This window comes from Chloroflexota bacterium, from assembly GCA_014360905.1.
In the GTDB taxonomy this organism is placed as follows: Bacteria; Chloroflexota; Anaerolineae; order UBA2200; family UBA2200; genus JACIWX01.
In genome coordinates this window covers 119440-133159 of sequence record JACIWW010000004.1, presented here as the reverse complement: position 1 = coordinate 133159, position 13720 = coordinate 119440, and the positions used below count along the sequence as shown (strand labels likewise).

Here is a 13720-nt window from a genome sequence, read left to right as displayed (position 1 = left end):
CCAGCCTATAGGAGGGGGCATGTCTGACAAAATGCGTGTCCAACCTTTCGATGTTTTACTTCGTTGGATACTCAAAGAATTCGAGGGAAACCAATCCATCTTTGGCATTCACCGCTCTCTGTTCTACATACCCAAAAAGGATAGCCTGTATGCGGTAAAGGATATGTTTGGGCATTACCTGGCTACTCCAATCGGCCCAGCGGCAGGACCACACACGCAGTTGGCACAGAACATTGTCTGTGCTTGGCTTTCGGGCGGACGATTTATCGAACTCAAGACTGTGCAGATTATGGATGAGCTCGAGATTCCTCGCCCATGCATTGACATGGAGGATGAGGGCTATAACGTCGAGTGGTCGCAGGAACTCAAACTGGATCAGTCCGCACGGGAATACATCAAGGCATGGGTGCTAATTCATATCCTGCACCGACTGCTTGGTTTTGAGGGCAAGGTCCCCCTTGGAACCATCTTCAACATGAGCGTTGGCTATAACTTGAACGGAATACAAAGCTCACCCATGACGCGCTTTATGGAGCGGATGGTGGATGCTTCCGAGGAGATTGCGGAGATCCAGAATATCCTGTGCACACATTTCCCCCAGTTTGCCGACATTGAGATCCCAACTCAATTGACTAACAATGTCACTCTTTCCACGATGCATGGTTGCCCACCAGATGAAATCGAACGGATTGTACGCTATCTGCTGGAGGAAAGAGGACTGCACACTACAGTGAAATTAAACCCCACCTTGCTGGGCAAAGACATGGTGATGCAGATCCTCCATGAACATCTTGGTTTCCGTGAGATTCAAATTCCAGATGCTGTGTTCGAACATGATCTGCAATACGAGCGCGCCGTGGAATTGATTCGGACGCTACAACAAGTGGCGGCTGAGCATAGTCTGACCTTTGGGGTCAAGTTGAGCAATACACTGGCGATGGCTAACCACAAGGGGCTTCTCCCTGGAGACGAGATGTACATGTCAGGACGGGCCCTCTACCCCATCACTATGAACCTATTCCACAAATTAGCGCAAGAATTCAAAGGCGACTTGCGCGTCTCATATTCGGCAGGGGCAGATGCATTTAACGTGGTCACGATCCTGGCAGCTGGTGCTTATCCGGTCACGACCGTTACTGACCTGCTCAAACCGGGCGGCTATTCTCGACTTCTCCAGTCTCTTGAGAATCTGGAACAGGCGATGCATGACCAAGGCGTCGCCAGCTTGGAGGAACTCGCCCGAGACAAACTGGCCAACCTGGAGAAAGCAGCCAACGATGCATTGCAGGATCTCCGCTATAAAAAGAGTTATCACCCGTACGGGCTGCCGAAGGTTGAGTCGGGCTTGGGGTTGTTTGACTGTATTGCAGCACCTTGTAAGGAGCAATGCGCAGTGCATCAGGATGTGCCGGAGTACATCTGGTGGATTGCCCAGGGAGAGTACGATCGTGCGCTTGAGGTTGTGCTCAAACGCAATCCACTGCCAGGCGTAACTGGGTATATCTGCACGCACCTGTGCCAAATCCGCTGTACCCGCAACAATTACGAACAGCCTGTGGCAATTCGGGCGCTCAAGCGAGTTGCCGCTGAGAGAGGCAATGCTGCGATGCTAGTGAAGGAACAAAATGAGCATAAGGCTAGTTCTACTCGTAGCCGAAGGGTTGCAATTATTGGCAGTGGCCCTTCTGGGCTGGCTGCAGCGTATTTCCTAGCTTTGAACGGCGTCCAGGTAACCATCTATGAAGCCAAAGATAGACCCGGGGGCATGCTGACGATCGCCCCTTCTTTCCGACTGCCCCCATCTATTGTGCAGAAGGACATCGAGCGCATCACCCGGATGGGAGTCAACATCGAGCTTTCTCACCCCATCACCTCGCCGCCGGAAGAGCTGCTCAAGCAGGGTTTTGATGCTGTATACATCGCCTGTGGCTTCCAAAAGGATGTCCCATTAACAATCGAAGGAATAGAGGCTACCGGCATCTTTGCTGCCCTCGATTTGTTGGAACGAGTAGCGTGGGGGGAGAAGCCGAACCTGGGCTCTAAAGTGCTCATCATCGGTGGTGGAAACACCGCGATGGATGCTGCTCGGACTGCGCGAAGGATTACAGGCAAACCGGTAACAGTGGTCTATCGGCGAACAGAACGCGAGATGCCGGCTACCGAGGAAGAAAAAGAAGCGTTTTTTGCCGAGGGCAACACATTGATAGAACTTGCCTCCCCCACCAGGGTCATCGTGAAGAACGGACGAGTGGCTGGATTAGAGTGTGTGCGCAACAGATTAGGCGATCCCGAGGCAGATGGACGGAGGAAGCCAATCCCAATCGCAGGGAGCGAGTTCGAGATCGAAACCGATGCCATCATTGTGGCCATTGGCCAAAGACCGGACATTGCTTTCCTCGATGGCAGCGCGGTTTCTCTGCGTCCAGATGGAGCTATTGCAGTTGATCCCCAGACAGGACAGACACAGGCGGGCTGTGTATATGCCGGCGGTGATGCCGTGCGAGGGCCGGCTACGGTTATAGAGGCGTGCGCCGACGGGCAGCGTGCTGCCGAAGCCATTTGCACCGAGCTGGGCATCCACTTTGAGTGGTTGCCGATCAGAGTGGCGGAGCTCTCGGAGACAGAGATTGTGCAGATCAAACGCGCTCGTGCCAGAAAAGCAATGCCGCATAGACCTGAGGCACCCTACGTTGCCCGCTGTAATGATTTTGAATTAGTTGAGCAAACGCTGAGCGAGGATGCGGCGCGTAACGAAGCCGCTCGTTGCCTGCAATGCTCCACCCTTTGTGACAAATGTGTAGAGGTCTGCCCCAACCGTGCCAATTACACCTACTTCATCATCTCGCCGATGAAGGCAGCAATGCCTGTACTCTCCTGCCACAATGGCAAGCTGGTTGTATCAGGGGAGCGCCTGTTTCAACTCGAGCAAGTTCGGCAGATTATTCATGTGGACGATTTTTGCAATGAGTGCGGTAACTGCGCTACCTTCTGTGTGCACCAAGGAAAACCCTATCGCGAAAAGCCAAGGCTGTTCTTCAATGCAGGTGATTTCGCGTTGGAGAAGGATAATGCTTTCTACATCGAGAGAATGCACAAGGGGTGGGTTATCAGAAGGCGAGAAAATGGGAAGGAAGCACATCTCTTTACAACTGACGGAGCAAATGAGGTGGCTTTTGAGAATGATCGGTTGAAAATGACTTTTTCGTCTTCTGACTTCCGACTCAAGACAATGGCATTGAAACAAGAATTTCAAGGGGCTTTCTCTCCGATTGAAGCGGCAGAAATGTATGTGATTCTTCATGGCGTTACTACCTCTCTGCCCTTCTTACCTTTTCCTCATGGATAGAGATGCAACTCTGGGAAGCATTGCAAGTTCACAAGGGCGACGTGATCTCCTTCGTGGGAGCAGGAGGGAAGACCACGGCCATGTGCCGCTTAGGCCGTGAGTTGGTCAGCCTTGGCTGGCACGTGATCGTGACCACCACGACCATGATACGCCCACCATCCCTTGGACCAATGGAAGATTTGGTTGTATCTAGCGACCCAGCAGAAGCTTTGTGTCTAGTCAAGGAGTCTCTACACCATAACAGCCTGATCACATTGGCTGCCCAGCGTCTTGAGACAGAGAACAAACTGAAGGGCATTGATCTAGGTTTAGTTGAGACTCTGATAAATCTAGCAGATGCAATCATCATTGAGGCTGACGGAGCCAAGGGGCGGTCGCTCAAAGCTCCCGCAGCCTATGAGCCAGTAGTGCCCATCGAGACCACTCTGTTCGTGCCCGTCGTGGGGGTAGATGTGGTTGGCAGTACACTTGGCGAAGAAGCGGTTCACCGTCCTCAACTGGTTGCCGAGCTGACTGGCTTGACACCTGGGGAAGTGATCAACGCTTCGGTTCTGGCAAAACTCCTTGTCCATGAACAGGGGGCACTCAAAGGGGCTCCTGCTCATGCTCGTGTGATGCCTTTCATCAATAAGGTGCAGGATGATAGGGCACTTGCTATTGCCCGCCAAATAGCGCGCCAGATTAAGGCTGCTTCCCCCCTGGATAGGGTGCTTATCGGTGCAGCGGCAACTGATAACCCCGTCATGGAATGCTGGCGTCGGGTCTCGGCTGTCGTCCTGGCGGCTGGAGCTTCAAAACGCTTCGGAATGCCCAAGCAACTTTTGCCCATTGCGGGAAAAACCATGATTGAGCATGTGCTGGATGCGGTGATGGCTACCAGCGTAGACGAGGTCATAGTCGTCCTTGGATGCTCCGCAGAGCAAATCACGCCGTGCATTCCATCGGCTTGCCGCACAGTGTGGAATGAGAAGTGGGAAGCAGGTATGAGTTCCTCTATATGTGCCGGACTTGAGGCGATTGATCGCCGATCAGAAGCTGCCCTGTTTGTCCTGGCTGACCAGCCACTAGTGACAAGTTCAGCACTTGAGCGCATCTTACTAGCGTACTATCGCACGACTAAGCCAATCGTCGCCTCCTCCTGTGAGGGTCGGCGCAGCCCGCCTGCTCTGTTCGACCGCTGCCTTTTTCCCGAGCTGAAAGCTCTACATGGGGACATAGGCGGGCGGCAGGTAATCGCACGCTTTGAAGATAAGGTGGTGCCTGTCGAAGTGGAGTCTCCGGAAATTTGCTGCGACATTGACACAGATGCCGATTATCGAAGGCTCTTGGAGCGAATACAAGCAGAACAACAAGCCTCTGAAGGGATGAACAAAGCAAGATGACTATTCCCAAGTTGACCCAACTGCGCAGTTTGATCATTGATATGGATGGAGTTCTTTACCGCGGGAATGCGCCTATCCAAGGGGCAGGCGAATTTCTCCATTTTCTGCGTCAGATAGGCGTGCATTGCCTCCTGCTCACAAACAATTCGACACTCACAGCGTCGCAATACGTTGCCAAATTAGCGCGCATGGGCATACAAACAGTGGAGGAAGAAATTTTGACTTCAGGTGAGGCCACTGCCATGTATTTGGCCAGAGTCGCTCCACCTGGCACCAAGGTCTATCTCATTGGTGAGCATGGTGTGCGAGCCGAATTAAAGAAGAAGGGATTTGTGCTCAGCAAAGATAGCGACGTCGCGTATGTGGTGGTGGGGCTCGATTACCATTTCAATTATGAGAAGATGACAACTGCGGCTCGCGCCATCCGAGCAGGTGCTCTGTTCATTGGTACCAATCCGGACAAGACTTTCCCTTCTGAAGGCGAGTTGACTCCAGGTGCGGGAGCACTATTGGCGGCGATTGAAACCGCTACGGACACTGCCCCACTGATTATCGGCAAACCACAGCCAATCATCTTTGAGATCGCCTTTCAGAAACTACAGGCTGAACCGAAGACAACGGCTATGCTTGGCGATCGTCTCGATACAGATATTCTGGGCGGGCGGCGAATGGGACTAGTCACTATCCTCGTACTGAGCGGGGTGACGGACCGTCAGCAGTTGGCTCATTCATCGCTTATGCCCGATCTAGTCTATGAAGACGTTGCTGCACTGCATCGAGCCTGGCGTGAAGGATTGCGGGATGACAGCGAGCATTTTGCTCACTGATTGGTCTTATGAACAACTAGCGTCCTGGGTCACCGAACAGGGTGAGCCTTCGTTCCGCGCTCAGCAGCTTTTCGCATGGATCTACCGTGAGTTGGTGTTCGATTTTACCGCCATGACCAATCTGCCGTTGCCTCTACGTCACAAGTGGAATGACCTGGCTATCATCCAGCCACTGCTGCCTCTAGAAACCCTAACCTCTGCTGATGGTCTGACGACAAAAGTATTGTTGCAGTTGCAGGACGGTGAGACGATAGAGAGCGTGCTCATGCATTATGAGGGGCGTCATACGGTGTGCCTTTCAACCCAAGTGGGTTGTGCATTGGGGTGCCCGTTTTGTGCCACGGGCCAAAGCGGATTCAAGCGCAACCTGAGCAGCGGCGAAATCGTGGGACAGGTGCTCTATTTTGCTCAGCAACTGCGAGAGCGGGGAGCCACCGTTACCAATGTAGTGTTCATGGGCATGGGCGAGCCTCTGGCCAACTACGAAGCGACCTTGCATGCTATAAGGGTTTTGAATGACCATCGAGGCTTCAACCTGGGAGCACGGCGATTTACTATCTCCACAGTTGGGTTGGTGCCAGGCATTCGTCGCTTGGCTCAGGAAGAGCTTTCTGTGGGGCTAGCGATCTCGCTACATGCAGCTAACGACAAGCTGCGAGACCATCTGGTGCCTATCAACAAACGTTATCCGTTAGCAGAGTTGCTCGCAGCCTGTCAAGAATACGTGCAGCGAACCGGACGGCGGGTAAGTTTTGAGTATGCACTGATTCAGGGCGTTAACGACGACCCAAAGCAAGCGAGGGAACTGGGCCAACTGCTGCGCGGCTTGCTCTGCCATGTGAATCTCATCCCGCTTAATCCTACTGGAGAATGCGATTATCAGCCCTCCACACGACAGCGAATCTTTGCCTTCCGACGCGAGCTGAATCGCATGGGGATCGCGAACACCGTGCGATTGGGGCGTGGTATTGATATACAGGCGGGATGTGGCCAACTGCGATCGCGTCAGCGAAAAACGGATTAGTTCTTGCTTTTTTGGCAAAAACGGAGTATTATGGCCTTATGAAGGGTGGACCACCAGTCAAAATAGCTGCATCCATTCTGTCCGCAGACCTCACACGCCTTGGGGAACAGGTGAAAGAGGCTGAGACAGGAGGGGCTGATTACATTCACATTGATGTGATGGATGGTCGTTTTGTGCCCAATATCACATTTGGCCCCGCAATTGTTGAAGCTGTGCGCCGCGTCACCTCTTTGCCGTTGCCTACCCATCTCATGATCGTAGAGCCAGAGCGTTACATTGCTGATTTTATCTCTGCAGGAGCAGACTGGATCCTCGTGCACGTGGAAGCCTGTCCACATCTGCACCGTACGATCCAACAGATCAAGAGTTATGGTGCAAAAGCCGGCGTGGTGCTCAACCCGGCCACGCCAGCAATGTCTTTGCAAGAGATTCTAGAAGATGTGGATTCGGTTCTGGTGATGACGGTCAATCCCGGCTTCGGCGGACAAAAGTTTATTTCCAGCATGCTCAATAAGATTCGACAAGTAAAGCACATGCTGGATGAACGCCGCTCGTTCGCGGCTATCCAGGTAGATGGAGGGATTGATTTTCAGACTGCGCCGTTAGTTGTAGCAGCAGGAGCCACTGTGCTTGTAGCTGGACAGGCTATATTTGGTACGAAAGAGCCTGTGGCAGAGGCAATTTCCAGAATACGGAGGAGCATCGAAGTCTGATCGAAGGTGTTTCAAGCAAAAAGCCAGCACTTGCGGGTGCTGGCTTTCCGAGGACAGCGAGGAGCTAAGCCTTATGCAATGTACGAAGGCAGCGCGTGCACACGTTCAGACGCCTGATTGTATTGCCATCTCGAACGGTTACTTTTTGGATATTGGGCAACCAGCGACGATTCGTAGCTCTTTTGGAATGGCTTACGTTATGACCGTACTGTGGTCCCTTTCCACAGATATCGCATTTTACTGACATTGGACATTACCTCTTTTGCATGTAAATAAAATATACTGGAAAAAGCACTATATATTACCACAAAAACGCATTTTAGGCAAGTTTTTATGGCAAAGGAGAATGTGCTCAATGTCATGAAGAGCGCTAATGAAGCATGACATGCTGAGCGCTGTTTCCGCATCTTTTCGAGGAGCAGGGAGTGTATAAATGGCTGAAGAGCGCAAATTAGGCCGAATTGAAGTTTCACCTGCAGCTATTGCAGGGCTAGCAGCTGCAGCAGTGCTGGAGTGCTATGGCGTAGTAGGCATGGCATGCCCTACACTCCGCAGCGGTCTGGCGGAGATATTGCACCGCGATAATTACCGCCGAGGTGTACAAGTTAAGGTGGTAGAACAGCGGATCATCATTGACCTATACGTGGTTTTGGAATACGGGGTCCGCATTAGCGAAGTAGCGCATAACATTATGGAAAATGTCAAATTCCGCGTAGAGAAAGCTCTAGGTGTTCCTATTGGGGCAGTCAACGTTCACATACAGGGTCTGAGAGTCAGCACGAACAGCAGTGAGTAGGACGTGACGAGCAATTCATCACGTACTATGAGCGCTGGGATGGAGGTAAGGTTTTGACCGGACAAGATGACGTAGGCAAGACGAGCAGGCATTCGTTACCACCTACGAATAGGAAAGAGGATAGACCAATCGCTTGCGATGGACAGGAGCTAAAGAGACTCATCGAAAGCAGCACGGCCTGGTTAGAGGCACATATCGACTTCATCAATTCGCTCAATGTCTATCCCGTGCCCGATGGTGACACGGGTACCAATATGTATTTGACCATGCAGGCTGCTCTACGGGAAATATCTACGGTTTCGGAGAACTCGATCGCGGCTGTGACTCGTGCTTTGGCGCATGGAGCGCTAATGGGTGCACGTGGTAACTCGGGCGTGATCCTTTCCCAAATATGGCGGGGAATTGCCAAGTACCTGGATGGCAAAGAGCAACCTACTGCTTCTGACTGGGCACTTGCTTTGCGCGAAGGTGCTGTGACTGCTTATAAAGGGGTGATGCGGCCAGTTGAAGGGACAATTCTGACCGTTGTGCGTGAGGCTGCTGAAGCAGCTATGTCCGCTGTAGCGGACAGCAATGACACCCTGTACGTGCTGGAACGGACGGTAGAACGTGCCAAGGATGCTTTAGCGCGCACGCCCGAACTGCTGCCTGTGCTCAAAGAAGCGGGCGTGGTTGACGCCGGCGGACAGGGCCTATACGTCATTCTAGAGGGGTTTTTGCGCCACTTGCGCGGAGAGCAAATACCGCTAAGGCTAGAAATCAGAGCAGCGACAAAGTTGGAGCAAGGAGCACTTTCTGAGGGTGAATATGGTTACGACGTACAGTTTCTTATCGAGGGGGAGAATTTACCTATTGAAGATATCCAAGCCACGATAGAGAGTATGGGCGAAAGCGTTCTAGTTGTTGGGGATGCGCACACCATCAAAGTACATGTGCATACAGACGATCCTGGGCGTATCATCAGTTACGCGACTAGCAAGGGAACTCTGCGCGATGTAGTGGTGGAAAACATGCAGGTACAGTATCGGCAATTTCTGGCACAACAGAGGCAGGAGCAACGCCCTGTTTCCACAACCCAACCGCTAAGCGATATTGAAATTGTGGCAGTGGTTAATGGAGATGGACTTAGGCGGGTGTTCGAAAGCCTAGGAGCAGGAGCAACGGTACCTGGTGGGCAGACTATGAACCCTAGCACTGAAGAGCTGCTGAAAGCCATATCCAGCCTGCCCGTTGATAAGGTCATTGTCTTGCCAAATAATCCCAATGTCATCCTGGCCGCGCAACAGGCGCAGCGGATGTCCGAAAAAGAAGTCGTGATTGTTCCAACCAAGACCATACCGCAAGGTATCAGAGCTCTATTAGCTTTTAACTACCAGAGCGACCTGAAAACCAACGCAGACCTGATGGAGCGAGCAGCTTCTCAAATCCAGACCATAGAGATCACCAATGCCATCCGTTCGGTTCAAATCAATGGTCTGCAAGTTCAGAGGGGGCAATTCATTGGATTGCTCAATGGTGAGCTGGTTGAGGCTAACGATGACCTGCAACAGGTAACACAGGCCGTGTTGCAGAGGATAGATATGGAGCAGTACGAGATCATAACCGTCTACTGGGGCGAGGCAGTCACTCAGGAGCAAGCTGAGCGTCTTATTTCCTGGATAGCGAAGCGCTACCCAGACAAAGAAGTCGAGTTGGTGGAAGGCCAGCAACCGTATTACCACTATATCATTTCAGTGGAATAATTAGAGGAGGACGCGAGCATGATCAGGATAGTGACCGATAGTTCTTCCGACATCTCACCACTCCTTGCCGCTGAACTAGGTATAACTGTCGTGCCTATCAAGATCAATTTTGGGTCCAAGGTCTACTCTGATGGAGTAGACATAGATCGGAACGAATTTTACCAACAACTGAGCAAAAGCAGGTTTCTACCCACTGCTGAACCTCCTCCTTCAGAGGAGTTCCAGCGCGTGTACAGCCAATTGATGAAGAACACAGACCAGATTTTGTCCATCCATCTCTCCTCAAGACTGAATAAAACAGTACAGGCAGCCCAAGAAGCAACCAGAGCATTTCTAGGCCGGAGTAAGATCACGGTCTTTGATTCACGAATGATATCCTGGGGACTTGAGACTCTGGTAGTAGCTGCTGCCGAGGCTGCCCAACGAGGAACCCCAGTTGCAGAGATTGTGCGGTTAATCCGGGGGATGATTCCTCGCCTTTATATGGTCTTTTTCGCCGAAAACTTGGAGTATCTGGAACGATACGTTCATTCCGTCAGGAGGCGCTCGTTTGCTGATAGTTTTCCAGGCCCTAGACCGCTCATGATTGTGGAAGAAGGCGAGATCATGCCGCTGGATAAAGTTCGCTCCCGAGGACGGCCAGTAGATCGTCTCTTTGAGTTTGTAGCTGAGTTCGCATATTTCGAAAAAGTCGTAATCCTGCAAGGACGTTCCTCAGATGATGCACAAATGCTTTTTGAGCGTCTTTCCGATGCCTTTCCTCAAAAGAATCTAGATATCAAACCCTATGGAGCGACTCTTGCTACTTATTTAGGGCCAGATGCCTTGGGTGTAGTGGTCTACGAAGGGATAGGATGAAACGCGAGCATTCACTGCTGTGGATATGCGAGAACTATGGGCTTAGATTTCGATAAGTTGATCAAAATACTGAGCGAAGAACGCACCGATGGTTGCCAGAACCGCATTGTCATTGGCGGATTGGACAAATTTGTGGCTACCTGGCTTCAAAAGGCTGAAGCAGAACCCCCGGACCGGCAGAATCAGGTGACTGAGGTCGTTGCACGCCTTCAGGGATACGCCCAAAAGCCTATTGCGGAGCGCTTCGCTGCTATCCAGGAGACTCTGGAAATGCTGCAATCCTCCATCGGTGGACAAAATGCAAGGGAAGAGCATCAGCCTGCGCAGAGCAATGCACAGCGCAAGGAGCGGACCCGGCCAGTGCAATCCAGCTCTGGACTCAAGTCTCCAGTGACCGTTGTACGAGGCGTGCAATCTGCTTTGGCTCGTAGGTTAGCTCACCTTGGCGTGCATACAGTGGAAGATCTGCTCTACCTTTTTCCACGCCGTTATGACGATTTCAGTAATCTGAAAACCATCCGCGAACTCAGGTACGGCGAGGAAGTAACGATTATTGGCATAGTGCAGGAAGCGCAAAACCAACAAACACGTAGTGGTAAGACTCTGACCAGAGCCATAATCTCCGATGGCACTGGCTTCGTAGAAGCGATCTGGTTCAATCAGCCGTATCTCGTACGGCAGTTGACAAAGGGTCGCCAGATTGTTCTCAGCGGCCGTGTTGACCAGTATTTGGGCCGCTTGACGTTCCAATCTCCCCAATGGGAACGTTTGACAGGCGACTTGGTACACACAGGACGTTTAGTGCCAGTGTATCCTTTGACATCCGGGTTGACTGCACGGCGTATGCGTTCCTTGATCAAATCCGCCATCGAAGAATGGGCCTCGCGACTGGTGGATTGTCTGCCTCCCTCGCTGTGTCAGAGTTATCATTTGGTTGATGCAGCCACAGCTATTCAGCAGGTGCATTTCCCCGATAGCTGGGATTCCTTGGCGCGTGCTCGTCAACGGCTCTGCTTTGAAGAGTTTCTCCTGATTCAATTAGGAGTGATGAGCCAACGTATTGCCTGGCAAAAGCAGCCAGGCCGACCGATGGTTGTAGATCAAGCGCTATTAGACGCTTTTGTAAATGCTTTGCCATTCAAATTGACTGCAGCTCAACAGCGTGCTTTGCGGGAAATCACGGAAGATTTACAACGCCCCCATCCTATGAGTCGCCTTTTGCAAGGCGATGTGGGCTCTGGTAAGACAGTTGTAGCACTCGGAGCGATGCTGGTAACGGTGGCAAATGGCATGCAAGCGGTACTGATGGCTCCAACCGAGGTACTTGCTGAACAACACTGCCGAACACTAAGTATCCTGCTGCAGAATGCAGCAGACGCACTCCAAGGTCATGCAGAGATGGCTGCTCATCTAATGGCTCAGACACGAATTGGGTTGTTGATAGGTAGTTTAAGCCAGGCAGAGAAAGAGGAAGGGCGCCGTCAGATCGCAAGTGGCGAAGTAGATATCATCGTTGGTACTCATGCTCTAATCCAGGAAGGGGTTATTTTTAAAGATCTGGGTTTGGCGATTGTGGATGAGCAGCATCGCTTTGGCGTTGCCCAGCGAGCTGCCTTGCGCCAGAAAGGGTATAATCCCCATATGTTGGTGATGAGTGCAACACCAATCCCTCGCACTCTGGCCCTGACCATCTACGGTGATTTAGATCTCTCTGTTATTGATGAGCTTCCTCCTCATCGCCAGAAAATCATCACCAAATGGCTTGCACCTCGGGAAAGAGAGCGAGCATACGCATTTCTGCGTGGGCAGATCGAAAAGGGTCGGCAAGCTTTCATCATATGCCCGTTGATTGAGGAGTCCGAGAAGATCGAAGCCAAAGCGGCAGTGGATGAGTACGAGCGTCTACGGGATGAAGTGTTCCCTGACCTCAAATTGGCGTTATTACATGGGCGAATGAAGAGTTCAGACAAAGAACAAGTCATGGCGCGCTTTCGCAATGGAGAATATGATATACTAGTGACAACTCCGGTAGTCGAAGTGGGAATTGATGTGCCAAATGCCACCGTGATGTTGGTCGAAGGAGCTGATCGCTTTGGCCTAGCTCAGCTTCATCAGTTCCGTGGACGCGTGGGGCGCGGCGAACATCAGTCATACTGTCTGCTGTTAGCCGAGTCACCGTCTTTTGAAGCCGAACATCGGCTGAAGATCATCGAAACAACAAACGATGGTTTTCTGTTGGCCGAAGAAGACCTCAAGATGCGTGGCCCTGGCGAATTCTTTGGGACGCGCCAAAGCGGATTGCCTGACCTGAAGGTGGCAAAGATGGGGGATGTCCGTATCCTGGAGCAAGCACGTCGCGCAGCGCAAGATTTGCTTTACCAGGATCCCACCATGTCCCAACCCGAGCATCAATTGCTGGCGCAAAGAGTACGTGAGTTCTGGGGGAGGGAAACCGATCTAAGCTGAGAAAGAGGAAGGGATGACTACAGCAATCTATCCGGGCACTTTTGACCCTATCACCAATGGCCATATAGACATCGCTACCCGCGCCGCACCTCTCTTTGAACGCTTGATCGTGGCGGTCTATGATCGCCCGCTTAAGAATCTACTGTTCTCAACCATGGAACGGGTAGCCTTGGCGGAGGTAGCACTGAAGGAGCTACCGAATGTTACTGTTCAGGCTTATAGCGGCTTGACGGTCAAATTCGCTCGCAGTGTCGGAGCACGTGTTATTGTGCGCGGGTTGAGAGCTTTGTCGGATTTCGAGTTGGAGTTTCAGATGGCATTGACGAACCGAAAGCTGGCCCCTGAGATCGACACGGTGTGTTTGATTACTAGCCAGGAATACACTTTTCTGAGTTCCAGCGTTATCAAGGAAATTGCCATGGTGGGAGGATGCATAGATGCCATGGTTCCAAAGCATGTAGCCGAGGCTTTGAAAGAGAAATTTCATCTCCTCGGGTCAGATGCGGGTTCGAAGGTGCAGATTGTGTCCTTACGGGATTAGGGATTGATTTCAAGACCGAGCAAAG

11 protein-coding genes are annotated in these 13720 nt (G+C 51.8%); 10 read left to right on the top strand and 1 reads right to left on the bottom strand.

What is annotated here, in order from left to right:
* The first annotated feature begins 19 nt into the window (after positions 1 to 19).
* Genes ygfK through H5T67_03145 form a run of 5 tightly spaced genes read left to right on the top strand, consistent with a single transcriptional unit; the run spans position 20 to position 7292 of the window.
* Positions 20 to 3346, top strand: coding sequence for a putative selenate reductase subunit YgfK (gene ygfK / locus H5T67_03165; protein MBC7244321.1), 3327 nt, complete (start codon positions 20 to 22; stop codon positions 3344 to 3346).
* 2 nt (positions 3347 to 3348) lie between these two features.
* A complete protein-coding gene (yqeC, locus tag H5T67_03160; protein MBC7244320.1) occupies positions 3349 to 4728 on the top strand; it encodes a putative selenium-dependent hydroxylase accessory protein YqeC in 1380 nt (459 codons plus the stop codon).
* A complete protein-coding gene (locus H5T67_03155) occupies positions 4725 to 5555 on the top strand; it encodes an HAD family hydrolase (GenBank protein MBC7244319.1) in 831 nt (276 codons plus the stop codon). The genes yqeC and H5T67_03155 overlap by 4 nt, the downstream gene beginning before the upstream one ends.
* The gene (gene rlmN, locus H5T67_03150) at positions 5530 to 6579 is read left to right on the top strand and encodes a 23S rRNA (adenine(2503)-C(2))-methyltransferase RlmN (GenBank protein ID MBC7244318.1); all 1050 of its coding nucleotides are present in this window, start codon (positions 5530 to 5532) and stop codon (positions 6577 to 6579) included. The genes H5T67_03155 and rlmN overlap by 26 nt, the downstream gene beginning before the upstream one ends.
* A gap of 38 nt (positions 6580 to 6617) precedes the next feature.
* A complete protein-coding gene (locus tag H5T67_03145) occupies positions 6618 to 7292 on the top strand; it encodes a ribulose-phosphate 3-epimerase (GenBank protein ID MBC7244317.1) in 675 nt (224 codons plus the stop codon).
* 64 nt (positions 7293 to 7356) lie between these two features.
* On the opposite strand, the gene H5T67_03140 is transcribed toward H5T67_03145, so the two are convergent.
* A complete protein-coding gene (locus H5T67_03140; GenBank protein MBC7244316.1) occupies positions 7357 to 7539 on the bottom strand; it encodes a 50S ribosomal protein L28 in 183 nt (60 codons plus the stop codon).
* 186 nt (positions 7540 to 7725) lie between these two features.
* On the opposite strand from H5T67_03140, the gene H5T67_03135 reads away from it, so the two are divergent.
* Genes H5T67_03135 through coaD form a run of 5 tightly spaced genes read left to right on the top strand, consistent with a single transcriptional unit; the run spans position 7726 to position 13695 of the window.
* The gene (locus tag H5T67_03135) at positions 7726 to 8088 is read left to right on the top strand and encodes an Asp23/Gls24 family envelope stress response protein (GenBank protein ID MBC7244315.1); all 363 of its coding nucleotides are present in this window, start codon (positions 7726 to 7728) and stop codon (positions 8086 to 8088) included.
* 53 nt (positions 8089 to 8141) lie between these two features.
* Positions 8142 to 9830 (top strand): DAK2 domain-containing protein, encoded by a 1689-nt coding sequence (locus H5T67_03130; protein MBC7244314.1) that lies wholly within the window; start codon positions 8142 to 8144, stop codon positions 9828 to 9830.
* An 18-nt stretch (positions 9831 to 9848) separates the two neighbouring features.
* Positions 9849 to 10688 (top strand): DegV family protein, encoded by an 840-nt coding sequence (locus tag H5T67_03125; GenBank protein ID MBC7244313.1) that lies wholly within the window; start codon positions 9849 to 9851, stop codon positions 10686 to 10688.
* A gap of 36 nt (positions 10689 to 10724) precedes the next feature.
* Positions 10725 to 13154, top strand: coding sequence for an ATP-dependent DNA helicase RecG (recG, locus tag H5T67_03120; protein ID MBC7244312.1), 2430 nt, complete (start codon positions 10725 to 10727; stop codon positions 13152 to 13154).
* A 13-nt stretch (positions 13155 to 13167) separates the two neighbouring features.
* Entirely contained in the window at positions 13168 to 13695 is a 528-nt protein-coding gene (coaD, locus tag H5T67_03115) for a pantetheine-phosphate adenylyltransferase (GenBank protein ID MBC7244311.1), read from the top strand.
* Positions 13696 to 13720: the final 25 nt, after the last annotated feature.

Coding starts and splice junctions, on each gene's coding strand:
- H5T67_03125 (MBC7244313.1), top strand. CDS start 9,849: ATGATCAGGATAGTGACCGATAGTTCTTCCGACATCTCACCACTCCTT.
- recG (MBC7244312.1), top strand. CDS start 10,725: ATGGGCTTAGATTTCGATAAGTTGATCAAAATACTGAGCGAAGAACGC.
- ygfK (MBC7244321.1), top strand. CDS start 20: ATGTCTGACAAAATGCGTGTCCAACCTTTCGATGTTTTACTTCGTTGG.
- coaD (MBC7244311.1), top strand. CDS start 13,168: ATGACTACAGCAATCTATCCGGGCACTTTTGACCCTATCACCAATGGC.
- H5T67_03135 (MBC7244315.1), top strand. CDS start 7,726: ATGGCTGAAGAGCGCAAATTAGGCCGAATTGAAGTTTCACCTGCAGCT.
- H5T67_03155 (MBC7244319.1), top strand. CDS start 4,725: ATGACTATTCCCAAGTTGACCCAACTGCGCAGTTTGATCATTGATATG.
- H5T67_03145 (MBC7244317.1), top strand. CDS start 6,618: ATGAAGGGTGGACCACCAGTCAAAATAGCTGCATCCATTCTGTCCGCA.
- yqeC (MBC7244320.1), top strand. CDS start 3,349: ATGCAACTCTGGGAAGCATTGCAAGTTCACAAGGGCGACGTGATCTCC.
- rlmN (MBC7244318.1), top strand. CDS start 5,530: ATGACAGCGAGCATTTTGCTCACTGATTGGTCTTATGAACAACTAGCG.
- H5T67_03140 (MBC7244316.1), bottom strand. CDS start 7,539: ATGTCAGTAAAATGCGATATCTGTGGAAAGGGACCACAGTACGGTCAT.